17 protein-coding genes and 1 tRNA gene are annotated in these 23,334 nt (G+C 73.5%); 7 read left to right on the forward strand and 11 right to left on the reverse strand.

The window, feature by feature from the left end; translation table 11 throughout:
• Nucleotides 1-78: 78 nt before the first annotated feature.
• The 5 genes from rho to lysA form a co-directional block, all read right to left on the reverse strand.
• The gene (gene rho / locus ABD080_RS13185) at nt 79-2,154 is read right to left on the reverse strand and encodes a transcription termination factor Rho (protein WP_343905493.1); all 2,076 of its coding nucleotides are present in this window, start codon (nt 2,152-2,154) and stop codon (nt 79-81) included.
• A 344-nt stretch (nt 2,155-2,498) separates the two neighbouring features.
• Nucleotides 2,499-3,425 carry a homoserine kinase gene (thrB, locus tag ABD080_RS13190; protein WP_137770475.1) on the reverse strand — a complete coding sequence of 309 codons (927 nt, stop codon included), beginning with the start codon at nt 3,423-3,425 and terminating at the stop codon, nt 2,499-2,501.
• The gene (gene thrC, locus ABD080_RS13195; protein ID WP_137770474.1) at nt 3,422-4,480 is read right to left on the reverse strand and encodes a threonine synthase; all 1,059 of its coding nucleotides are present in this window, start codon (nt 4,478-4,480) and stop codon (nt 3,422-3,424) included. The genes thrB and thrC overlap by 4 nt, the downstream gene beginning before the upstream one ends.
• 5 nt (nt 4,481-4,485) lie before the next feature.
• The gene (locus ABD080_RS13200; RefSeq protein ID WP_137770473.1) at nt 4,486-5,823 is read right to left on the reverse strand and encodes a homoserine dehydrogenase; all 1,338 of its coding nucleotides are present in this window, start codon (nt 5,821-5,823) and stop codon (nt 4,486-4,488) included.
• A gap of 124 nt (nt 5,824-5,947) precedes the next feature.
• Nucleotides 5,948-7,360, reverse strand: coding sequence for a diaminopimelate decarboxylase (lysA, locus tag ABD080_RS13205; RefSeq protein WP_343905497.1), 1,413 nt, complete (start codon nt 7,358-7,360; stop codon nt 5,948-5,950).
• A gap of 286 nt (nt 7,361-7,646) precedes the next feature.
• Here lysA and ABD080_RS13210 point away from each other — a divergent pair, with 286 nt between their 5' ends.
• Complete coding sequence (locus tag ABD080_RS13210; RefSeq protein WP_343905499.1) at nt 7,647-9,938, forward strand: bifunctional alpha,alpha-trehalose-phosphate synthase (UDP-forming)/trehalose-phosphatase; 2,292 nt, start codon at nt 7,647-7,649, stop codon at nt 9,936-9,938.
• Between the two features lie 9 nt (nt 9,939-9,947).
• Here ABD080_RS13210 and ABD080_RS13215 read toward each other — a convergent pair whose 3' ends face one another.
• The 4 genes from ABD080_RS13215 to ABD080_RS13230 form a co-directional block, all read right to left on the reverse strand.
• Complete coding sequence (locus ABD080_RS13215) at nt 9,948-11,825, reverse strand: bifunctional chorismate-binding protein/class IV aminotransferase (RefSeq protein ID WP_343905501.1); 1,878 nt, start codon at nt 11,823-11,825, stop codon at nt 9,948-9,950.
• Nucleotides 11,826-12,095: 270 nt separating this feature from the next.
• Nucleotides 12,096-12,168 (reverse strand) — tRNA-Arg (locus ABD080_RS13220).
• 78 nt (nt 12,169-12,246) lie between these two features.
• On the reverse strand, nt 12,247-13,299 hold the full coding sequence (gene tsaD, locus ABD080_RS13225; protein ID WP_137770469.1) for a tRNA (adenosine(37)-N6)-threonylcarbamoyltransferase complex transferase subunit TsaD: 1,053 nt from the start codon (nt 13,297-13,299) through the stop codon (nt 12,247-12,249).
• On the reverse strand, nt 13,296-14,147 hold the full coding sequence (locus ABD080_RS13230) for a M23 family metallopeptidase (protein ID WP_264451826.1): 852 nt from the start codon (nt 14,145-14,147) through the stop codon (nt 13,296-13,298). Before ABD080_RS13230 ends, tsaD begins: the two co-directional genes overlap by 4 nt.
• 282 nt (nt 14,148-14,429) lie before the next feature.
• On the opposite strand from ABD080_RS13230, the gene ABD080_RS13235 reads away from it, so the two are divergent.
• From ABD080_RS13235 to ABD080_RS16820, 5 genes are all read left to right on the forward strand, one after another.
• The gene (locus tag ABD080_RS13235; protein ID WP_240811074.1) at nt 14,430-15,296 is read left to right on the forward strand and encodes a response regulator transcription factor; all 867 of its coding nucleotides are present in this window, start codon (nt 14,430-14,432) and stop codon (nt 15,294-15,296) included.
• Complete coding sequence (locus ABD080_RS13240) at nt 15,293-16,387, forward strand: HAMP domain-containing sensor histidine kinase (protein ID WP_137770467.1); 1,095 nt, start codon at nt 15,293-15,295, stop codon at nt 16,385-16,387. Before ABD080_RS13235 ends, ABD080_RS13240 begins: the two co-directional genes overlap by 4 nt.
• Before the next feature lie 196 nt (nt 16,388-16,583).
• Complete coding sequence (locus ABD080_RS13245) at nt 16,584-20,489, forward strand: multifunctional oxoglutarate decarboxylase/oxoglutarate dehydrogenase thiamine pyrophosphate-binding subunit/dihydrolipoyllysine-residue succinyltransferase subunit (RefSeq protein ID WP_343905507.1); 3,906 nt, start codon at nt 16,584-16,586, stop codon at nt 20,487-20,489.
• A gap of 49 nt (nt 20,490-20,538) precedes the next feature.
• Nucleotides 20,539-21,183, forward strand: a complete 645-nt coding sequence (locus tag ABD080_RS13250) for a GDSL-type esterase/lipase family protein (RefSeq protein ID WP_240811073.1) — start codon at nt 20,539-20,541, stop codon at nt 21,181-21,183.
• A gap of 97 nt (nt 21,184-21,280) precedes the next feature.
• Nucleotides 21,281-21,355, forward strand: a complete 75-nt coding sequence (locus ABD080_RS16820; protein WP_370297284.1) for a 50S ribosomal protein bL37 — start codon at nt 21,281-21,283, stop codon at nt 21,353-21,355.
• A gap of 137 nt (nt 21,356-21,492) precedes the next feature.
• Here ABD080_RS16820 and ABD080_RS13255 read toward each other — a convergent pair whose 3' ends face one another.
• Both ABD080_RS13255 and ABD080_RS13260 read right to left on the reverse strand, forming a co-directional pair.
• Entirely contained in the window at nt 21,493-21,807 is a 315-nt protein-coding gene (locus ABD080_RS13255; RefSeq protein ID WP_137770465.1) for a zf-HC2 domain-containing protein, read from the reverse strand.
• Nucleotides 21,804-22,469 (reverse strand): sigma-70 family RNA polymerase sigma factor, encoded by a 666-nt coding sequence (locus tag ABD080_RS13260; RefSeq protein WP_137770464.1) that lies wholly within the window; start codon nt 22,467-22,469, stop codon nt 21,804-21,806. Before ABD080_RS13260 ends, ABD080_RS13255 begins: the two co-directional genes overlap by 4 nt.
• A 286-nt stretch (nt 22,470-22,755) precedes the next feature.
• Here ABD080_RS13260 and ABD080_RS13265 point away from each other — a divergent pair, with 286 nt between their 5' ends.
• Nucleotides 22,756-23,334: a hypothetical protein gene (locus ABD080_RS13265; protein ID WP_343905510.1), complete on the forward strand. Its 579-nt coding sequence runs from the start codon at nt 22,756-22,758 to the stop codon at nt 23,332-23,334.

Raw genomic sequence — 23,334 nt, forward strand, 5'->3', positions numbered from 1 at the left:
CCCGGCAGAACGGCCGACGGGCCGTCCCGGACCACCTAGCGGTGGTGCGGGACGGCCCGTCGGCTGTGCGGGGCGAGGTCAGTCTGCGGCGCGCTGGCCGACGCTCGGCGTGTTCTTCTGGACCGTCATGAGGAACTCGGTGTTGGACTGGGTCTTCTTGACCCGCTCCAGGAGCAGCTCGAGCGCCTGCTGCTGCTCGAGGGAGCCGAGCACACGGCGGAGCTTCCACATGATCGCGAGCTCCTCCTTGCCCATGAGCTCCTCCTCGCGGCGGGTGCCGGAGCCGTTGACGTCCACGGCCGGGAAGATGCGCTTGTCCGCGAGGTGGCGGGACAGCCGCAGCTCCATGTTGCCGGTGCCCTTGAACTCCTCGAAGATCACCTCGTCCATCTTCGAGCCCGTCTCGACGAGCGCCGAGGCGAGGATGGTCAGCGAGCCGCCGTTCTCGATGTTGCGCGCCGCGCCGAAGAACCGCTTGGGCGGGTAGAGCGCCGAGGCGTCGACACCGCCGGAGAGGATGCGGCCCGAGGCGGGCGCCGCGAGGTTGTAGGCGCGCGACAGGCGGGTGAGGGAGTCCAGCAGCACGACGACGTCGCGGCCCATCTCCACGAGGCGCTTCGCCCGCTCGATGGCGAGCTCGGCGACGATCGTGTGGTCCGAGGCGGGGCGGTCGAAGGTCGAGGCGATGACCTCACCCTTGACCGTGCGCTGCATGTCGGTGACCTCCTCGGGGCGCTCGTCGACGAGCACCACCATGAGGTGGACCTCCGGGTTGTTCTGGGTGATCGCGTTCGCGATCTGCTGCATGATGATCGTCTTGCCGGCCTTCGGCGGCGCGACGATGAGGCCGCGCTGGCCCTTGCCGATCGGCGAGACGAGATCGATGATCCGCGGGGCGACGGAGGTGCCCGTGGTCTCCAGGCGCAGCCGGGAGTCCGGGTAGAGCGGGGTGAGCTTGCCGAAGTCCACGCGCTGGCGGGCCCGCTCGGGGGTCATGCCGTTGATCGCGTCGACCTGGACGAGCGAGGAGTAGTTGCCCTTGCCCTGGTTGCCGCCCTTGCCGCGGCGGTTGCGGCCGCCGGAGTACTGCTGCTCGACGTGCTGCTGCTCCTCGCCGTCGCGGGGGGCCTTGACGAGACCGGTGAGCGCATCGCCCTTGCGCAGGCCGTACTTGCGCACCTGGTTGATGCTCACGTGCACGTCGCTCGGACCGGGGAGGTAGCCGGTGGTGCGCACGTAGGCGTTGTTGTCACGGATGTCGAGGATGCCGGCCACGGAGACGAGCTCCTCGCCATCGCGCACCTGGTCGTCCTGGCGGTCGTCGCCGCGCTGACCGCCCTGGTTGCCCTGGCTTCCCTGGTTGCCGTAGCCGCCCTGGTCGTTCTGGCCGCGGCCGCGACGCTTGCGGTCGCGCGAGCGGGTGCGGCTGCGGCCGCGGGAACGGCGGTCGTCGTCGTCCTGGCCGCCGCGGTCGCGGTCGTCGGACTCGCCGGAGCGGTCCGGGAGCTCGATGTCCTCGACGCGCGCAGGGCGGTCGCCGCGCTGCTGGCCACGGTCGCCGCGGTCCTGACGATCGTTGCGGTCGCCCCGGTCGTTTCGATCCTGACGGTCGCCCCGGTCCTGACGATCGTTGCGGTCCTGACGGTCACCGCGGTCCTGGCGGTCGCCACGGTCCTGACGCTCACCGCGCGAGCCGGAGCGGTCTCCGCGACCGGAGGGGGCGGACTCGCCGGAGGGCGCATCGGCGGGGGCCGACGTCGACTCCGCGGACTGCGCGCCGCGGTCCTGGTTCTCACCGCCGGAGCGGCCGCCGCGGGAGCGACGACCCTCGCGGGCACCCTGCTCCTCACGACGCTCGCCGCCCTCGGGCAGGCGGATCGCGAGCTCGGGCGCCGACTGCTGGGAGGCGCCGCGCTCCTCACGGGCGGGTCGCTCCTCGCGCGGGGCGCGCTGCTCGCGCGGCGCGGACTGCTGCGCCGCGGCCTCGGTGGTCGCCGCGGGCACACGGCCCGTGCGGAGGTCCTCGACGAGCTCGCCCTTGCGGAGGCGGCCGGCGCCGCGGATACCGCGCTCGGCGGCGAGAGCTCGCAGCTCGGGGAGCTTCTTCGCGGCGAGATCCGAGGATCCGCCTGCGGTGGGGGTGGTGTCGTTCACCCGATGTCCTTCCTCGTCGGACCGTCGTGCGGTCCCGTGTGGATCAGCATGGGCCGAGGCCCGGGGCTGGGGCGTGCGCCGGCAGAGGGGCCGGGACTCGGCGGGCAGGTGCCTGATCAGCGGTGCGGGGCATCGGGGACCGGCCTGCGGGATGGTTCTGGGGGTGCGCCGGCGCCGGAGCGCAGGGGTGCGCGCGAAGATGCGATGCGCGAGATCCTGCGGGGCACGGGGCAGGCGGTGCAGTCAGGAAACTGAACTCTCAGTGAGCTGACGGGAGCATCGGAGACGTCGGGTACGGGGTGTGGTGCCAGCCCGCCCGCGGTCTTCGCCGCCTGGACGCGCGGTCAATCTACCACACAGCGGGCGCCGTCCTCGCGCAGCGGCACGGCCGCGATGCGCCAGGCGGCGGTCTCGGCGACCACGCGCCGCACGAGCTGCGCGACCTCCGCGCGGTCACCGCGCAGCACGAGCAGCGAGGGGCCGGCCCCGGAGATCACCGCGGGATGCCCCTCCTGGCGCAGCACCCGAAGCAGCTCGACGCTCTCCGGCATGCCGGGCGCCCGCTGCTCCTGGTGCAGACGGTCCTCGGTCGCCGTGAGCAGCAGCGACGGATCCGTGGCCAGGGCATGCACGAGCAGCGCCGCGCGCGAGGCGTTGAAGGCCGCGTCGCCGTGCGGGACCTCCTCGGGCAGCAGGCCGCGGGCCTGGTGCGTCGCGAGGGTGGTGCGGGGAAGCAGCACGAGCGGTCGCAGCGCCTCCCTGTGCAGCGCCAGGTTCACGGCGCGGGCCCGCTCCTCGCCGCGCGAGGCCTCCGTCCAGGAGAGCACCGCCCCGCCGAGCAGCGCGGGCGCGGCGTTGTCGGGATGGCCCTCGAAGGCGGTCGCGAGCTGGAGCACCGCGTCGTCGTCGAGCGCCGCGGGATCCGCGAGCAGCCCGCGGGCGAGCAGCAGGCCCGCGACCGTCGCCGCGGCGCTCGAGCCGAGGCCGCGGCCGTGCGGGATGCGGTTGCGGGTGCGCAGGCGCACGCCCACCTGCGGGGCGCCCGCATGGTCGAGACCGCGTCGTAGGGCGCGCACCACCAGGTGCTCCTCCCCCGTCGGCACGGAGCCGGCGCCCTCGCCCTCGGCGAGGACCTCCACGCCGCCCGTGGTCGCCTCGAGCTCGAGGTCGTCGACGAGATCGAGGGCCAGGCCCAGCGCGTCGAAGCCCGGCCCCAGGTTCGCGGAGGTCGCCGGGACCTGCACCCGCACGCGGGAGTGCTCGATCCTCACAGCCCCATGGCCTCCGCGGCCGCGGAGATGTCCACGGGGATGACGGTCGGCGTGAGGTCACGGCCGCTGAGCGCGGTGTCCACGTCCTTGAGCCCGTTGCCGGTCACGGTGATGACGATCCGCGCGCCGGCGGGGACCAGGCCCTGCTCGGCCTTCTGCAGCAGCCCCGCGACGCCCGCCGCGGAGGCCGGCTCGACGAAGATCCCGACCTCGGCGGCGAGGAGGGCCTGCGCGGCGAGGATCTGCTCGTCGGTCACGGCGTCGATGCTGCCGCCGGAGTCGTCGCGCGCGGCGACGGCGAGGTCCCACGACGCGGGGGCGCCGATCCGGATCGCGGTCGCGACCGTCTCCGGGTCGAGGATCGGGCGGCCCGCGACGAAGGGCGCCGCGCCCGCGGCCTGGAAGCCCCACATGCGCGGCACGGAGTCCGAGATCCCCTTCTCGCGGTACTCCTGGTAGCCCATCCAGTAGGCGGAGATGTTGCCCGCATTGCCCACCGGCAGCAGGTGGAGGTCGGGCGCCGCGCCGAGCGCGTCGACGATCTCGAAGGCGGCCGTCTTCTGCCCCTGCAGGCGGTAGGGGTTCACCGAGTTCACGAGCTCGACGGGATGCTCGGCGTCGAGCTTGCGCGCGATCTCGAGGCAGTCGTCGAAGTTGCCCTGCACCTGCACGAGCTTCGCCCCGTGGACGACGGCCTGGGCGAGCTTGCCCGCGGCGATCTTGCCCTCGGGCAGCAGCACCACGCAGGTGAGGCCGGCGGCGGCCGCGTAGGCCGCGGCGGAGGCGGAGGTGTTGCCCGTCGACGCGCAGACGACGGTGGTCGCCCCGTCGTTGAGCGCCTTCGACATCGCGGAGACCATGCCGCGGTCCTTGAAGGAGCCCGTCGGGTTCTGGCCCTCGACCTTGATGTGGACCTCGGCCCCGACCTTCGCCGACAGCGCGGGCGCGGCGACGAGCGGGGTCCCGCCCTCGCCGAGGCTCAGCAGCGTGTCCGTGGAGGAGAAGGGCAGGTGATCGGAGTACTCGGCGAGGACGCCGCGCCACTGGTGTGCCATGCGGGTCATTCTCCTTCGATGCGCAGGACGGAGTCGATGGACAGGACGGTGGAGGTGGAGGAGAAGTCGTCGAGCGCGGCGGTCATCGCGGACTCGAGCGCCCGGTGCGAGGTGATGCCGATGTGCGCGCGACCCGGGGCGTCCTCATCGGCCGCGAGGAGCTCCTGGTGGATCGTGGAGATCGAGATGCCGTGGCGGGAGAGGGTGCCGGCGATCTCGGCGAGCACGCCGGGCCGGTCCTGCACCGTGAGGGAGACGTAGAAGGCGCTGCGCAGCTCGTCGATCGAGGCGACCGGGAGGTCCGCGTAGTTCGACTCGCGGGGCCCCACTCCCCCGGAGACCCGGTGGCGGGCGGCGGAGACGACGTCGCCCATGACCGCGGAGGCCGTGGGCGCACCGCCCGCGCCCTGGCCGTAGAACATGAGGGAGCCGGCGGCCTCCGCCTCGACGAAGACCGCGTTGTACGCCTCGGCGACGGAGGCGAGGGGGTGCGAGTCCGGGATGAGGGCCGGGTAGACGCGGGCGGAGACCCGCTCCTCGGTGCCGTCCTCGATGCGCTCGACGATCGAGAGCAGCTTGATGGTGCGGCCCATGCGGGCGGCCGCGGCGATGTCCTGGGCGGAGACCGCGGTGATGCCCTCGCAGTGCACGTCGCCGATGCCGACGCGCGTGTGGAAGGCGAGGGAGGCGAGGATCGAGGCCTTCGCGGCGGCGTCGTGGCCCTCGACGTCGGCCGTCGGATCCGCCTCGGCGTAGCCGAGCTCCTGGGCGGAGGCGAGCGCGTCGTCGAAGCCCGCGCCGGTGCTCGCCATCGCGTCGAGGATGTAGTTCGTGGTGCCGTTGACGATGCCGAGCACACGCTGGACGCGGTCGCCCGCGAGGGACTCACGCACCGGACGGACGATCGGGATCGCCCCGGCCACGGCGGCCTCGAAGTAGATGTCCACCCCGTGCTCGTCCGCCGCCTCGTAGAGGGAGGCGGCGTCCTGCGCGAGCAGCGCCTTGTTCGCGGTCACGACGCTCGCGCCGTGCGCCATCGCCTCGAGCAGCAGCCCGCGGGCGGGCTCGATGCCGCCCATCACCTCGATGACCAGATCGGCCTCGCGCACGAGGGCGCTCGGCTCCGTGGTGAGCAGGGCGGCGTCCACGTGCGGGCCGCGGTCGCGCTCGGCGTCCCGCACGGCGACGCCGATCAGCTCGAGGCGGGCGCCGATGCGCTGGGCGAGGTCCTCGCCCTGCTGCGTGATCAGGCGGATGACCTCGGTCCCGACGGTCCCGGCGCCGAGCACGGCGACGCGCAGGGCGGGGAGCTGATCGGAGGGCGAGGGGGTCGTGGAGACCATGGGGTGAAGTCCTTCCGCGGGGTCCAGGGGCGGCCTGGGAGGCACACGGCACTGTATCCGAGCAGGTGCCGGGCGGATGTCCGGGGATGAACGCATGAGACGCGCTCCCCGGACGCACGCCGCCTCAGCCGATGTCGAGGGCGAGGAGGTCGTCCTCCGTCTCGCGGCGCACGAGGGTGCGCAGCTCGCCGTCCTTGACCGCGACCACCGGGGGGCGCGGCACGTGGTTGTAGTTCGAGGCGAGGGAGTAGCAGTAGGCGCCGGTCACGGGCACCGAGACGAGGTCCCCGCGATGGACGTCCGCCGGCATGTACTCGTCCTTGACGACGATGTCCCCGCTCTCGCAGTGCTTGCCGACCACGCGCACCACCTCGGGCCGCTCCCCCGAGACGCGGGAGGCGAGCAGACACGAGTAGTCCGCGTCGTAGAGCGCGGTGCGGATGTTGTCGCTCATCCCGCCGTCGACGGAGACGTAGACGCGGTGGTGCGGGCCGCCGAGGCTCACGTCCTTCACGGTGCCCACGCCGTAGAGGGTCTGCGTGGAGGGGCCGGCGATCGCGCGCCCCGGCTCGAAGGACACGTGCGGCACGTCGAGCTCGAGCTCGTGGCACTGCTTCTCGACGATGCCCGCGATGCCCGCGGCGAGCGCCTCGGGCGTCGAGGGGGTGTGCTGGGTGTTGTACATGACGCCGAAGCCGCCGCCGAGGTCGAGCTGGGTGATCGTGTGCCCGAGCTCGTCGCGCACCTGCGCGACGAGGTCCAGCACACGCCGCGCCGCGACCTCGAAGCCACCCGTGTCGAAGATCTGGGAGCCGATGTGCGAGTGCAGGCCCACGAGCTCGAGGTGCTCCGCCGCGAGCACGTCCCGCACGCCCTCGAAGGCCCGGCCGCCGCTCAGGGAGAGGCCGAACTTCTGGTCCTCGTGCGCGGTCGCGATGAACTCGTGGGTGTGCGCCTCGACGCCTGTGGTCACGCGGAGCATGACGGCGGTCCTGGTCCCCGCCTCGGCGGAGAGCGCGTCGATGCGGGCGATCTCGTCGAGGGAGTCGGCGACGATGCGGCCCACCCCGACCTCGATCGCACGGCGCAGCTCGGCGTCGGACTTGTTGTTGCCGTGCAGGGCGATCCGCTCGGCGGGGAAGCCCGCGCGCAGCGCCACGGCGAGCTCGCCGCCGGTGCAGACGTCCAGGCCGAGGCCGTCCTCCTGCACCCAGCGGGCGACGGCGCCGCACAGGAACGCCTTGCCCGCGTAGTAGACCTGGGCGCCGGCGTGGGGGCGGAACGCCTCCGCGAAGGCGTCGCGGAAGCCGCGGGCGCGCTCGCGGAAGTCGTCCTCGTCCAGGACGAAGGCGGGGGTGCCCACCTCCTCGGCGATCCGGGTGACGCTCACGCCGCCCACCTCGAGGGCGCCGTCGGCCCCACGCACGGTGGTGCGCGACCACAGCCCGGGGATCAGCGCGTTGACGTCGGTGGGGAACGGGAGCCAGGTGGGGGCGGCGTCGTTGCCATGGAGGGCTCCGGCTTCGTGGGCGCGCATGGGGCTGCTCCTTGATGTCTGCGGGGGCGGGGATCGCGGGGTGGGGCGGGGTCACCGGGGGCGACGCCACGACCCTAGACGGCGGCGTCGCCGGCGCGCCCCGACCGTCCGGCCGACGGTCCGCCCCGGCTGCTCCCGGCCCCGCAGAGCCCCGCGCATCGCCACCCGTCCGCGCAGGTCATGACGCTGATGGCGCGGCCCCGGCACGGCACCCCCACGGTCCGAGTGAGGCATCGCACTTGATAGCGTGGACCCGCACGCACCGGCCCGACACGGAGGAGCTCCCATGCCTGATCCCCAGACCGGCCCCGAGGACGCGCAGCGGCCGGAGGCGGGCCACGAGCTCGTCGTCGTCGCCAACCGCCTCCCCGTCGACTCCCGGACCCTCCCCGACGGCGCGACCGAGTGGGTGACGAGCCCCGGCGGCCTGGTCACCGCGATGGAGTCGGTCATGCGCACGGTGGACTCGGGCGCCTGGGTGGGCTGGGCCGGCGGCACGGGCGAGGCCCCCTCCCCCTTCGTCGCGGACGGCATGCACCTCTACCCCGTGCCGCTCGCCGGCCACGAGGTCGAGCGCTACTACGAGGGCTTCTCCAACGCGACCCTGTGGCCGCTGTACCACGACGTGATCGTCGACCCCGAGTTCCACCGCACCTGGTGGGACGACTACCAGCGCGTCAACCGCCGCTTCGCCCGCGCGGCCGCGGAGGTCGCCGCCCCCGGCGGCATCGTCTGGGTGCACGACTACCAGCTGCAGCTCGTGCCCGCGATGATCCGCGAGACCCGGCCCGATGCGCGCATCGGGTTCTTCAACCACATCCCCTTCCCCCCGGTCGAGCTGTTCAGCCAGCTCCCCAAGCGCAACCAGATCCTGCGCGGGCTGCTCGGCGCGGACGTCCTCGGCTTCCAGCGCGAGGGGGACACGCTGAACTTCGTGGCCGCGGTGCGCAAGCTCCTCGGCTACCACACCGACGGCCAGACGATCACGGTGCCCGGGCTCGGCACCGCCCCCTCCCGTGAGGTCCAGGCGCGCACGTTCCCGATCTCGATCGACTCGCAGTCCGTCTCCGACCTCACCGAGGACCCGGACATCCAGGAGCGCGCGCGGCAGCTGCGCGCGGACATGGGCGACCCCGCCAAGATCGTCCTCGGCGTGGACCGCCTGGACTACACCAAGGGCATCCGGCACCGGCTGAAGGCCTGGGGCGAGCTCCTGGCCGACGGCGCGATCGACCCCCGCGACGCCGTCATGATCCAGGTCGCGACGCCCTCCCGCGAGCGGGTGGACGCGTACCGGCAGCTGCGCGACGAGGTCGAGCTGACCGTCGGGCGGATCAACGGCGACCATGCGCCGATCGGCCGGCCCGCGATCTCCTACCAGCACCGCTCCTTCGACCGCCGCGACATGACCGCCCTCTACATGGCGGCCGACGTCGTCCTCGTGACCGCCCTGCGCGACGGCATGAACCTCGTGGCGAAGGAGTACGTCGCCTCGCGTCCCGACGAGCAGGGCGTGCTCGTGCTCTCCGAGTTCGCGGGCGCCGCGGACGAGCTGCGGGCCGCGCTGCGCGTGAACCCCCACGACATCGACGAGCTGAAGTCCTCGATCCTGCGTGCCCTCGCGATGGGCGAGGACGAGCAGCGCGAGGCGATGACGTCCCTGCGCCGCCAGGTCATGGACCACGACGTGCAGGCCTGGGCCCATGCCTTCCTCGACGAGCTCGAGAGCGTGGGCCGGGACGAGATCACCACCCGCCGGATCCGGCTCACCGGGGAGACTCCCACCCCCGAGGCCGAGCTCGAGGCGAGCCTGCGGACCTTCGCGGAGGTCCCCCGCATCCTCGTCGCGAGCGACTTCGACGGCGTCCTCGCACCGATCGTCGCCGAGCGGGACGCCGTGCAGGCCGATCCCGAGGCGATCGCGGCGCTCCGCGACCTCTCGGAGATGCCCGGCGTCGCGGTGGCCCTCGTCTCCGGCCGCTCGCTGACGAACCTCGACCACCACACGCGCATGCCGAGCTCGGTGGTGCTCGTCGGTTCGCACGGCGCGGAGGTCGGCGCCCTGCCGCCGTGGATGCACGCGGAGGTGCTGGACTCCTTCGCGCTGACCATGTCGCCGCAGAAGGAGCAGCTGCTCGAGTCGATCACCCGCGCCCTGCACCGGATCGCGAGCGCGAACCCGGGCACGGAGGTCGAGACGAAGCCGGCCGCGGCCGTGCTGCACACCCGCCGCGCCCGGGGCCGCGGCGCCGGGAACGCGACCGAGGCCGCGCTCGAGTACGCCCTGAGCCTCCCGGACGTCACGGTGACCCCCGGCAAGGAGGTCGTCGAGTTCTCCGTGGTGGACGCGAACAAGGGCGTGGCGATCGAGGCGCTCGCCCGGGCGAGCGCGGCGGACGCCTGGCTCTACCTGGGCGACGACGTCACCGACGAGACGGTCTTCGACCAGCTCGGCGACGACGACCTCGGCATCAAGGTGGGACCGGGGGACACGGGCGCCGGGCTCCGCGTGGAAGGCACCGAGCAGGTACGGGAGCTGCTCACCCACCTCGCCGCGCTGCGCCGCGCCCGCGGCTGAGCGGTCCGCTCAGACCAGGATCCGTGCGGCTCGGCGGCCGCGGACGCTGCTGAGCAGGGCGATCCCCTCCGCCGCGCGCAGATCCGCGACGGAGAGGGGACGCTCGCGGATCTCCCCCGCCTCGAGGGCGAGCCGCCTCCCCACCCCGGGGAGGCAGCCGTCCTCGAGCGGCGGGGTCCACCAGCTCCCGCCGAGCCGGACGATCAGCGTCGCGATGGTGGACTCGGTGACCCGTCCGTCCCGCCCGCGCAGGAGCACGTCCTGTGCCGCGGGTGAGCGCCGCCGCGCCCGCTCGAGCGCCCGCTCGAGGTGCGCTCGATCGGTGCTCTTGTGCCGGAGCGCCGGGGAGTCCGGGTCCTGGAGCTCGTCGTCGAGCGCGAGCAGCACCGGGTCCTCGGACGGTGCGGGCAGCGGGCGCTCGGTGAGCGTCGCCGCGCCGTCGAGGCCGAGCGCGAGCCGGAGCACGGCCCCCGGCTCCCCCGCCGTGCGCGCGCGGTCCCGCAGCAGGTCCGCGAGGGCGGGCCGGTCGCAGGGGATCCTGAGCTCCGCCGCGGAGGACTCCAGCCGGTCCAGGTGGGCCTCGAGGTACTGCGGTCGTCCCTCGCGCGCCGCGAGCGTCTCCAGGAGCGCGAAGCCCGCGGGATCCGGCGCCGCAGCCCCGTCGGCGTCGACCGGCGCGACGGGAGCGGACGTCGTCCCGGGACGGGGCCGGTGCGCCGGACGCGGCGTGATCGCCTCGAGCACCCGGGCCTTCACCTGCAGCTCCTCCCATTCCGCGGCCGCCTCCGAGGCCCACGTGATCCCGCTGCCCACGCCGTAGGTCGCGGCGCCGTCGGCCCGGTCCACGACGATCGTGCGGATCGCGACGGAGAAGGAGCTGCTCGCCGGCCGCCGACCACCCGGGGTGTCGCGCGCCGGCGCCATCCAGCCGACCGCGCCGCAGTAGGCGCCGCGCGGGCCGTCCTCGAGCCGGGCGAGCAGCGCCGTCGTCGCGGCCTTCGGCGCGCCCGTGATCGAGCCGCACGGGAACAGCGCCGTCATGGCCTCGGCGAGCCCGGTCCCGGCGGCGGCACGGGCGGTGACGGTGCTCGTCATCTGCCACAGCGTGGGATAGGGCTCGGCGTCCAGCAGCGCGGGCACCGCGACGGTGCCGGGCTCGGCGCAGCGGGCCAGGTCGTTGCGCAGCAGGTCGACGATCATGATGTTCTCCGCCCGCTCCTTGGGGCTGCGCAGCAGGTGCGCGCGGGCGGCGGCGTCCGCGGCGGGGCCGCTCTCCCGGGGCGCCGTGCCCTTCATCGGCCGGGTCGTGAGCCGGTCCCCCTCGCGCCGCACGAACAGCTCGGGACTGGCCCCGAGCACGACATGGCTCCCCAGGTCCAGGTAGGCGCCGTGGCGCGTGCGCTGGCGGCCGAGGAGATCGCGGTGGCAGGCGAGCAGGTCCCCCTCGATCCGGCCGTCGAGGCGGGTCGTGAGATTCGCCTGGTAGGTGGTCCCCTCGGCGATCGCCTCGCGCACGGCGCCGACGGCCCGGGCGTGCTCGGCCGCGCTCCACCGCGGCGTCCACGGCCCGGTGCGGTAGTCACCGTGCGGGCGGGGAGCGCGGGCCACGTCCTGCTGATCAGGGGCGTCGGCGATGACGAACCACACGAGCGGCAGCGGGGCCGGGGCGGGCGCGACCGTCAGCGCCGGGTCCAGCCCGGGCGCGGCCTCGTAGGCGATCATGCCGGCCGCCCAGGCCCCGGCGTCGACCCGCGCCTGCACGGCGTGCAGGGCGGGGAGCACCTGGTCCGGGGTGCGGGCGACGATCTCCTCCTGCACCCGGCTCAGCTGCAGCACCTCCCCGGTCCCCGGGTCCTCGAAGCGGGCACGAGGTGCGGCGGGGTGCACGGGGCCTCCAGGGTGCGGTCAGGGGGGCGCCGGGGAGGGGCGCCGCGCCCACCCTAGAGCAGGTCCCGGTGGCGGGATCCTCCGCGTCGGGGTCACGCCTGCCCCCTGAGGAGACGTTCACCGCCGTGAGGACGGGGGTGATCACGTCGACGCGGACCGCCTCCGGGGGGGGGGGGCGCCGCCGCCCGACCGGTCCGGCGGAGGGGCGGGCGCCCGGGGACCAGAGGACCCCGCCCTCCGGCCACGTGGGCCGGCGGACGGGGTCAGGGGTGCCCGCGACAGGATTCGAACCTACGACCTTCTGCTCCGGAGGCAGACGCTCTATCCACTGAGCTACGCGGGCCGACTTCGGCATCCTAGCAAGCCGTGCGGCCCGAGCGGACCGCGCGGGCCCTGCAGGGCCGCGGGAGTGAGGCAGGCCTCATCGCAGGAGCGGCAGCTGGGCCCCGTGGAGGACGGCGGAGGGATCCGCGGGGATGCCGAGGCCGCTCGGCTCCGCGCCGGAGCGCACGAGCAGGTCCCCGATCGCAGCGATCATCGCGCCGTTGTCGGTGCACAGGCGGATCGGCGGGATCCGCAGCGTGATGCCGAGGGACTCGCAGCGCTGCCGCGCCGCCTCGCGCAGCCGGGCGTTCGCGGCGACGCCGCCCACGATGACGAGCGTGTCCAGGCCCCGGTCGCGCACGGCGCGCACGGCCTTCGTGACGAGCACGTCGACGACGGCCTGCTCGAAGCTCGCGGCCACGTCGGCCACGGGCACGGCCTCGCCGGCGCGCTCGATGGTCTCGACGGTGCGGGCGACGGCGGTCTTGAGCCCGGAGAAGGAGAAGGTGTAGGGCGCATCGCCCTGGCGCAGCATGGCGCGCGGGAAGGAGAAGGCGGTGGGGTCGCCGCCCGCCGCGGCGCGGGAGATCGCGGGGCCACCGGGGTAGCCGAGGCCCAGGAGGCGGGAGACCTTGTCGAAGGCCTCGCCGGCCGCGTCGTCGAGGGTGTCGCCGAGGTGCTCGATGGGATCGCGCACGAGGTCGCCCACGGCGAGGATCGAGGTGTGCCCGCCGGAGACGATGAGGACGATCGAGCGCTCCGGCAGCGGGCCGTGCTCGAGGGTGTCCGCGGCCGCGTGGCCGGCGAGGTGGTGCACGCCGTAGAGCGGGACGTCGAGCGACCAGGCCACGGACTTCGCCGCGGCGAGGCCCACGTGGACGGCCGTCGCGAGGCCCGGCCCTGAGGTCGCGGCGACGTGCGTGATGTCGCCGAGCTCGACGCCGGCGTCGGCGAGGGCCAGGCGGAGGGTCGGCACCGCCGCGTCGAGGTGGGCGCGGGCGGCGATCTCGGGGACCACGCCGCCGAAGTCGGCGTGCTGGGCCGCGCTCGAGGCGAGGCCCTGGCCCAGCAGGACCCCCTCGGAGACGATCCCGAAGCCGGTCTCGTCGCACGAGGACTCGACGCCGAGGACGACGGGGGTGCGCGTCACTTCAGCAGCGCCATCGGGTCGGAGTAGGTGCCGGACTCGTCCATCTTCGCGAAGTGGAGGTGGCAGCCGGTGGAGCGGCCGGTGGAGCCGACGTAGCCGATGACGTCGCCCTGCTCGACCTTCGCGCCCACCTCGGTGTTGAAGCCCTGCAGGTGGTAGTAGCCGGTGACGACGCCGTCGCCGTGATCGATCTTCACCCGGTTGCCGGAGGCGGGGTGGTTCTCGACGGCGACGACGGTGCCCGCCGCGGAGGCGTGGACCGGGGTGCCGCACGCGGAGCCGAAGTCCACGCCGTCGTGTCCCTTGCCGTAGCCGAGCACGGGGTGGATGCGGTAGCCGTAGCCCGAGGTGATGGGGCCGCTCACGGGGCGGATGAAGCCCTCGGCGCTCGCGGTGAGCTCCTCGCCGGTGGCCTCGTCGACGATCTCGGGGGCGGGGGCCTCGACCTCGATGCCCGTCGAGGCGGTCGCCGGGTCCACGGCGGCCGCGTCGTCGGCGACGTCCGCGCTGTCCGTGGAGGTGCGCTCCTGGCTGCGGTCCGCGGCGTCGCCGCCCCGGGTCGCGGTCGCGGAGGCGACGTCGGCGACGGGCAGCGCGACGGGGGCGGTGGCGGACTCCGCGAGGGCGGGGACGGCGTCCGAGGCCGGGGTCGCGACCTCGGCGACGGCCTGGGACTCGTCCACCCCGGCGGCGGCAGCGGCGAGAGGGGCGGCGATGGTCGCCGTGGCGAGCGCTCCGAGCACCCCGACCTTGACGACTCCGGCGGTCAGCGTGGAGTCGCGGTGGGTGCCGCCGGTGACCCGGCTCTTGCGGACGTTCGCCCGCCCGGTGGCGCGATGATTCGCCAAGAGATCAGCCTGCTTCCTACGTCAGTTCTGGGCATCGGTCCGAGATCGACGCCGGACTGGGGGGAAGGAGCGTCTCCGAACAACGCGTACCAACCTAGGGGCCCGCACGGAGGGGTTCGAGCCCGGGCCAGCGGCCTTTGCCGACTTTTTGCGGTCTTGGGGAAAAGGGGGAAGGGCTCTTGACGTGCCGCCCCGGGAGCGGACCCTCCCGATACCCGGACACCACTCCCGCGACCGTCGGACACCCAGGGCGTGTCCCGGGCCGCGGTCTACAGTGACGCCATGCCGACCCCGGATCTCCCTGCCCCCAGCAGCTCCTCGGCCCCCGGCGCGGACCCCGTGCGCGTGGTGGTCGTCGAGGACGAGCCGACGATCACGCGCGCGATCGCGGACCGCCTCACCGCGGAGGGCTGGGAGGTGACGACCGCACCGGACGGCCCCTCGGGGGTGCGCACGGTGCTCGAGGTCCACCCGGACCTGGTGGTCCTCGACGTCATGCTCCCCGGCTTCGACGGGCTCGAGGTGTGCCGCCGGATCCAGGCCGCGGACCCGGTCCCCGTCCTCATGCTCACCGCCCGCGACGACGAGACGGACATGCTCGTAGGGCTCGGCGTCGGCGCCGACGACTACATGACCAAGCCGTTCTCGATGCGCGAGCTGGTCGCCCGGCTCAAGGCTCTGCTGCGCCGGGTGCGCCGCGCGCCCGCCCCGGCCCCTGCGGGCGGCTCACCCGCCGAGCCGCAGCTCGCCCTCCAGATCGGCGACCTCGTCATCGACCGGGCCGGGCGCCGTGTCATGCGCGCCGGGGTCCCGGCGCACCTCACCCCCACGGAGTTCGACCTCCTGCTGTGCCTCGCGACGGCGCCCGGGACCGTGCTCACGCGCGAGCAGCTCCTCGCCGACGTCTGGGACTGGGTCGACGCGACGGGCACCCGCACCGTCGACTCCCACGTCAAGGCGCTGCGCCGCAAGCTCGGCGCGGACCTCGTGCGCACGGTGCACGGCGTGGGCTACGCACTCGAGGCCCCGGAGGACGCCGACGGCGGCGAGGGCGGCGGGAGCGGCCTCCCCGCCGACGCGGGCACCGGCACGGGCATCCCCGACCTCGAGCAGCCCCGGGATCCCTCCGGACCCTCCACCGCACCGTGATCCCGGCCGAGCGCCGGGCCACCGCCCTGCACCGCGTCGAGGAGCGCTTCGACGTGCGTCCCCTGGACCGTGTGAGCTCCTTCAAGGTCAAGCTCGGCGTTCTCGTGGCGGTCGTCGTCACGGTCGCCTCGCTGCTCGCCTGGGCCGGCTTCTACGCGGGCCTGCAGCCGCTGCTGACGATCCCGATCGTCGTGGTCCTCGCGCTCGTCGTCACGCAGCTGCTCGCCCGCGGCATGACCTCGCCGCTGCGGGAGATGACCCGTGCCGCGGTGGCCATGTCCCGGGGCGACTACTCCCAGCGGATCCGTGCGAGCAGCCGCGACGAGGTGGGCGAGCTCGCGGCGGCCTTCTCGACGATGGCCGCCGAGCTCGAGCACACCGATCAGCTGCGCCGCGACCTCGTCGCGAACGTGTCCCACGAGCTGCGCACACCGGTCGCCGGCCTGCGGGCGCAGCTCGAGAACCTCGTGGACGGCGTCACCGAGCCCGATCCCGCCGCGCTCGAGGTCGCCCTCGGGGAGACGGAGCGGCTCTCCCTCCTCGTCGACCATCTGCTGGACCTCTCCCGCCTGGACGCCGGGGTGGTCGAGCTGGACCTCGAGAGGGTCGAGCTCACCCCCTTCCTCCACGAGGTCGCGGACGCGGCCGATCTCGCCGCCGGCCAGCGGGACGTCCGCTGGATCGTCGAGGTCGAGCCGCCGGACCTCGCCGTCACGGCCGACGCCGCGCGCCTGCACCAGGTCATCCACAACCTGCTCGACAACGCGGCCCGCCATTCCCCCGCGCGCGGGCGGATCCGGATCATGGCGCGCGGCGACGCTGCGCGCGGCACCGTGAGCATCGACGTGCACGACGAGGGGCCCGGGATCGCCCGCGAGGACCGCTCCCGCGTCTTCGAGCGCTTCCAGCGCGGCGGTGCACCGGACTCCTCGGGCGGCACCGGGCTGGGGCTCGCGATCGCCCGCTGGGCCGTGGGGCTGCACGGCGGCAGCATCGAGGTCCTCGACGACCCCCGCACCGAGCAGGCGCGCTCGGGGCGCTCCTCCCTCATCCGGGTGACGCTCCCGCAGGAGCCGCCGTCCCTCCGCTGAGGCCTCCCGGAGGAGCCCCGCGCGGTCCGGTGCACGGGCCGCGGGAGGCCTCCGACCACCCGGCGCGGGGTGACCTCTCCCACCTGGACGGCCCTGTCTGTGAAGGACCTGCGCACAAGCGACGTCGGTGCTCCCCGCCTCCGTTAGGGTGGTGCCATCCGCATCACCCGACCGTGAGAAGGCTGGCGATCTCAGAGTGTCACAGACGACACAGGGCCCGGACACCTCCCCCGTTCCGGAGACCCCGGACTTCGGACCCAATCAGTGGCTCGTGGACGCGCTCCGCGAGCAGTGGCAGCAGGATCCCGCGAGCGTCGACCCGAGCTGGGCGGAGTACTTCGCCCGCTCCGCCGAGGACTCCCCCGCCGCCCCCGCATCATCCGCATCGACCGACGCCCCCACGTCGGGCAAGGAGGGCGACGATGCCCCCGGGCCCGCGACGGTGAGCGCACCGGACCCGGCAACCGAGCCCGCGGAGCCCGTGACGGAGCAGGAGCCCGCCGCGGCGCCCGCGCCCGCCGCGCAGGTCCCCGCCCCGGAGCCCGCCGGGACCGGCATCCCCCGCACCACCGCCTCCGGGGACCGCACCCCGGACGCCGCCCCCGACTCCCCTCCCGCCGCGAAGGAACCTGCCGCCGTGACCGACCAGCCCGCGAAGGAGACGCGGAGCGCCGCCGTCTCGACCACCTCGGACCGCCCCGCGAAGGTCCCCACCACGACCGCGCAGATCCCCGCGGTGGAGCTGCGCGAGCCCGTGGTCGCCAAGCTGCGCGGCCCCGCGGCCGCCGTCGTGCGGAATATGGACGAGTCGCTCACCGTCCCCACCGCGACCTCGGTCCGCGACGTCCCGGTCAAGCTGCTCTTCGACAACCGCATCGTCATCAACAACCACCTCAAGCGCCACCGCGCCGGCAAGGTGTCCTTCACCCACCTCATCGGCTGGGCGATGGTCGAGGCGGTCTCCGAGATCGGCGACCTCAACAACGGCTTCGACGTCGACGAGAAGGGCAAGCCCGTCATGCTCGTCCGCGAGGACGTGAACTTCGGCCTCGCCATCGACATGCCCCGCCCGGACGGCTCCCGCGGCCTCGTGGTCCCCAACATCAAGGCCGCGCAGCGCTTCGACTTCCGCGGCTTCTGGCGCGCCTACGAGGAGGTCGTGAGGAAGGCCCGCGCGGGCAAGCTCACGATGGACGACTTCACCGGCACCACCGTGTCGCTCACGAACCCCGGCGGCATCGGCACCGTCCACTCGATCCCCCGGCTCATGAAGGGCCAGGGCGTCATCGTCGGCGTCGGCGCCATGGACTACCCGGCGCAGTTCCAGGGCGCGAGCCCCCAGACCCTCGCCGATCTCGCGGTCTCGAAGGTCATGACCATGACCTCGACCTACGACCACCGGATCATCCAGGGCGCGGCCTCGGGCGAGTTCCTCAAGGCCATCGGCGACAAGCTCCTGGGCAAGGACGGCTTCTACGACCGGGTCTTCGCCTCGCTGCGGATCCCCTACAAGCCCGTGCGCTGGGTCGCGGACAACCCCTTCAAGGACTCGAAGTCCGAGCGCCTCGCGCGCGTCATGGACCTCATCCACTCCTTCCGCGTGCGCGGCCACCTCATGGCGGACACCGACCCGCTGCAGTACCGCGTGCGCCACCATCCCGACCTCGACGTCGAGACCTACGGCCTCACGCTGTGGGACCTCGACCGCACCTTCCCCACGCGCGGGCTGGGCGGCAAGGAGGAGATGCCGCTGCGCGACATCCTCGGGGTGCTCCGGGATGCGTACTGCCGCACCATCGGCATCGAGTACATGCACATCACGGACACCGACGAGCGCGCCTGGCTCCAGCGGGAGATGGAGACGCCGCGACGCCCCTTCGCCAAGGAGGAGCTCGCGCACATCATGGACCGCCTCAACGCCGCGGAGGCGTTCGAGACCTTCCTGCAGACCAAGTTCGTGGGCCAGAAGCGCTTCTCGCTCGAGGGCGGCGAGTCGGTCATCCCGATGCTCGACGCGATCCTCGAGGGCTCCGCGCACGAGGGCATCGAGGAGGTGGGCATCGGCATGTCCCACCGCGGTCGCCTGAACGTCCTCTCGAACCTCGCGGGCAAGAGCTACGGGCAGATCTTCCAGGAGTTCGAGGGCAACTTCGGGCAGAACCTGGGCTCCGGCGACGTGAAGTACCACCTGGGCACCGAGGGCACCTTCACCGCGGTCGACGGCTCCACCACCAAGGTGTACCTCGCGGCGAACCCCTCGCACCTCGAGGCCGTGAACCCTGTGCTCGAGGGCATCGTCCGCGCCAAGCAGGACCGCCTCGAGAAGCCCACCGAGTTCCCCGTGCTGCCGATCCTGGTGCACGGCGACGCGGCCTTCGCCGGCCAGGGCGTCGTGACGGAGACCCTCAACCTCTCCGAGCTGCGCGGCTACCGCACGGGCGGCACGATCCACGTGGTCATCAACAACCAGATCGGGTTCACGACGCTCCCGGACTCCTCGCGCTCGTCCTACTACTCCACGGACGTCGCGAAGTCGACGCAGCTGCCGATCTTCCATGTGAACGGCGACGATCCCGAGGCGTGCGTGCGCGTCGCGGAGATCGCCTTCCGGTACCGCCAGAAGTTCCACCGCGACGTCGTCATCGACATGGTCTGCTACCGCCGCCGCGGGCACAACGAGGGCGACGACCCCTCGATGACGCAGCCGCAGATGTACAGCCTGATCGGGGACAAGCCCACGACCCGCAAGGTCTACATGGACTCCCTCATCGAGCGCGGCGAGCTCACCGAGGAGGAGACCGGGAAGCTCGTGAAGAACTTCCAGGACCACCTCGACGAGGCCTTCGCCTCGACCCGCAAGGACTCGGGCTCGGGTGCGGGCGAGACCGAGCGCTCCGTGCAGGGGCTCGAGAAGCCCGTCGCCCAGCGCGGCGGCGAGTCCTCGGGCGACGAGGACACGGCCGTCGACGCCGAGGTCATCACCCGGATCGGGCAGGCGCACTCCGAGGTGCCCGAGGGCTTCACCGTGCACCCCAAGCTCGCTTCGCTGCTGAAGAAGCGCACGCAGATGTCCGCCGAGGGCGGGATCGACTGGGCCTACGGCGAGCTGCTCGCCTTCGGCTCGCTGCTCCTCGAGGGGCGCCGTGTGCGTCTCGCCGGGCAGGACTCCCGACGCGGCACCTTCGTGCAGCGCCACAGCGTGCTCATGGACCACACGGACGGCGAGTCCTGGACCCCGCTGCACCACCTCGGCGAGGGCCAGGGCCGCTTCAACGTTTACGACTCCTCGCTCTCGGAGTTCGCCGCGCTCGGCTTTGAGTACGGCTACTCCGTCGAGGACACGGACGCCCTGGTGCTGTGGGAGGCGCAGTTCGGCGACTTCGCCAACGGCGCGCAGACGATCATCGACGAGTTCATCTCGGCCTCGGAGCAGAAGTGGGGCCAGAACTCGGGTGTGGTCATGCTCCTCCCCCACGGCTACGAGGGCCAGGGGCCGGACCACTCCTCCGCCCGCATCGAGCGCTTCCTCCAGCTGTGCGCGGAGGACAACATGCGCGTCGCGATGCCGTCCACCCCGGCCAGCTACTTCCACCTGCTGCGCCGCCAGGCGAAGCTCGAGCCGCGCCGGCCGCTCATCGTCTTCACCCCGAAGTCGATGCTGCGCAACAAGGCCGCGGTGAGCGCCGTCGAGGACTTCACGAGCGGCGGCTTCCGCCCGGTCCTGCCCGACACGACCGTGGACCCGCAGCAGGTGCGCCGCGTGATCCTCACCTCCGGCAAGGTCTACTGGGACCTCGTGGCACGCCGCGAGAAGGACGGTGTCACCGACACCGCGATCGTCCGTCTCGAGCAGCTCTACCCGCTGCCCACCGCGGAGCTCGTCGAGGTGCTCGGGGCCTACCCGGATGCTGAGCTCACCTGGGTCCAGGACGAGCCGAGCAACCAGGGCTCCTGGTCCTACATGGCGATGAACTTCCCCGTCGAGGTGGGCCGCACGCTCCGCGTGGTCGCCCGCCCCGCCTCCGCCTCGCCCGCGACCGGCTCCAACAGCGCCCACAGGGCGGAGCAGGAGGACCTGGTGCAGCGCGCGCTGCACTCCTGAGCGCCGGTAGAGTGTCCCGTCCTGTCCCCTGACCCTCCAGGAGGTCCCGGTGCCCGCACCGTCCACCAGCCCCGTCACGCCCACCACTCCCCGGGTGCGGGTCATCGCGCTCGGCGACGAGCTGCTCGCCGGGGTCGGTGACGCGCGTGCCCTGGGCTGGCTCGGTCGTGCGGTCGCGAGCGCGCAGGACCCCTCCGCCCGGATCGACGTGTTCACCTCGGCGCTGCCCGGCGAGACCTCTGCGGAGCTCGCGGAGCGCTGGGACGACGCGGTGCGGCGCCGGATGGATCCCGAGGCGCAGGCCGACGGCTCGATCGAGCACCGCGTGGTCATCGCCCCGGGCCGGGCCGACGTCGAGCACGGGGTCTCCATGGCCCGCGCACGGCTGAACCTCGCGAAGATCCTCGACGGGCTCGAGCGCCTGCGGGTCCCCGCCTTCGTGGTGGGACCGCCGCCGAGCCGCGACCGGGGTCGCAGCGCGGCCGTGCGCGAGCTCTCCGACGCGTACGCGGACGTCTGCTCGCGGCGACGGGTCCCGTTCGTGGACATGGTGGCCGGTCTCGAGGGCCACGAGCAGTGGGAGGGCGACCTCGCGCGCACCGACGGCGACCACCCCGGGCAGACGGGCTACGGCCTCATGGCCTGGCTCGTGCTGCACAGCGGCTTCGAGGACTGGGTCTCGGGCCGCGCCTGAGGGCAGTGACTCGCGCCTCAGGTGCGGGCACCTGACGGGGACCGGCGCGACCTGTGGCAGAATTGCGGGGTTGCCCGGGCGAAGGAAGGAGAGCGTGATGAGCAAGCGTGGACGCAAGCGCAAGAGCCGCCGCAAGAGCGGCGCCAATCACGGCAAGCGCCCCAACGCCTGATCCGTGAGGCGTCGGCCCGCCGGCCGACGACGACGAGGGCCTCCATCCTGACGGATGGAGGCCCTCGTCGTCGTCCGGTCCCGGGAGCGGGCACCCCGGCCCGCAGGGCCCCGGGGACCGCCCCGGGACCCGAGCGGTCAGGAGCTCCAGCTGGTGCGCGTCACCCGCACGGTCGTGCCGTCGGCATCGGTGGAGGTGACGGTGACGGTGCGGCACTGCAGCGCGATCCGGTCGCGCAGCTCCGAGGGGGCCGGGGTGTCGCAGCAGCTGCGTCGCACGAGCTCCTTCAGGCGCCTCAGCCGCTCGACCTCGTCCGCGCACTCCGGGCAGTCCGCCGTGTGCGCGGACATCCTCTCCGCGAGCTCCTGGGGCACCTCGCCGTCGAGGGCCTCCTCGAGCCCGTAGCGCAGGTCGCGACGGGGATCCACCTCCGGCGTGTTCCGCGTGCTCATCGTTCCTCCTCCCCGGCCTCGTGGTCGGTCGTGTGCTGATCGGTGGTGCCCGCCTCGGCGCGGCGCAGGTAGCCGAGCGAGCGGGCATGGTCGGAGAGCAGGTCGCGCAGCTGGCGACGTCCCCGGTGGAGCCGCGACATGACCGTCCCGATGGGGGTGTCCATGATCTCGGCGATCTCCTTGTAGGCGAAGCCCTCGACGTCCGCGAGGTACACCGCCATGCGGTAGTCCTCGCGCAGCTCGGCGAGGGCGTCCTTCACCGCGGAGTCCGGGAGGCTCTCGAGGGCCTCGGTCTCCGCGGAGCGCAGCCCGCGGCTGGTGTGGGACTCGACCTCGGCGAGCTGCCAGTCCTCGACGGAGTCGCTCCAGGACTCCTTGGGACGGCGCTGCTTCTGCCGGTAGGTCGAGATGTAGGTGTTGGTCATGATCCGGTAGAGCCATGCGCGCATGTTCGTGCCGGGGGTGAAGCGGTCCGCCGCGCGGAAGGCCTTCATAAAGGTCTCCTGGACGAGGTCCTCCGCGTCCTGCGGGTTGCGGGTCATGCGCAGGGCACCGCCGTAGAGCGCGTCGAGGTGCGAGAGCGCCTCGGTCTCGAAGTCGAAGGCGTTCTCCGGGGCCGGGTCCGGGGTCACGGCGAGGGGTGCGGGGTCGCTCGAGCTCATCGTGTCCCAACTTACGCCAGCATCACCGGGGCACGCGCCCCGGCCGCCGCCCGCGAGGGCTGTCGCCGTCATCCGCTCTCCGTCCGTCCCGTCCGATCGGTCCCTGGGCGGCGCGTCGTGCGCACCACCCCCCGGTGCAACGCCCCGGACGGCCCGGGTGTTCCCCGCGCGGTAGGCTGGCGCCGGTGACAGGGATCTCCCCGTCCGCCCCCGGCCGGTCCGGGAACCGGGCGCGACCCCGTCGCACCGCCGCAGCCGTCGACATCGTGAGGACACCGAGGACACCATGGCACTGGTCCGTCGCATCGCCCGCCCCCTGCTCGCCGCCCCCTTCATCCTCGAGGGCGTGCGCACCGCACTGCACCCCGAGCGGGAGACGGAGGTGTACCCGAAGGCCTTCGAGTCCGCGGACGCCAAGCTCGCGCAGTCCTCGGCCCCGGGCTTCGTCGACGTGCGCACCGTGGTCCGCGCGACCGGCGTCGTCGCCGCGGGCGCCGGCCTGCTCTACGCCACCAACCGGGCGCCGCGCGCCGCGGCCGTGGCCCTGCTCGCCACGACCTCCGTCGGCTGGGTCGGCCGCAGGAAGGTCTGGGAGCTCCGCGGTGAGGAGCGCCTCCGCGAGGTGCAGTCGATCCTCGTCGACGCCGGTCTCCTCGGCGGGCTGCTGCTCGCGACCGTCGACCACGACGGCCGTCCCTCCCTGGGCTACCGCATGGACCGTCTGGTCGAGCGCTCGCAGAAGGCCGCCGCCGCGAAGCAGCGCGAGCTCGGGAAGAACGCCGCCAAGGCGGAGAAGAAGGTCGGGAAGTCCGTGAGGGACGCGAAGGGCACGGCCGAGAAGAAGCTCGCCGCGGTCCAGGGCTGA

This window comes from Brachybacterium rhamnosum (genome assembly GCF_039526185.1).
GTDB classification, from domain to species: domain Bacteria; phylum Actinomycetota; class Actinomycetes; order Actinomycetales; family Dermabacteraceae; genus Brachybacterium; species Brachybacterium rhamnosum.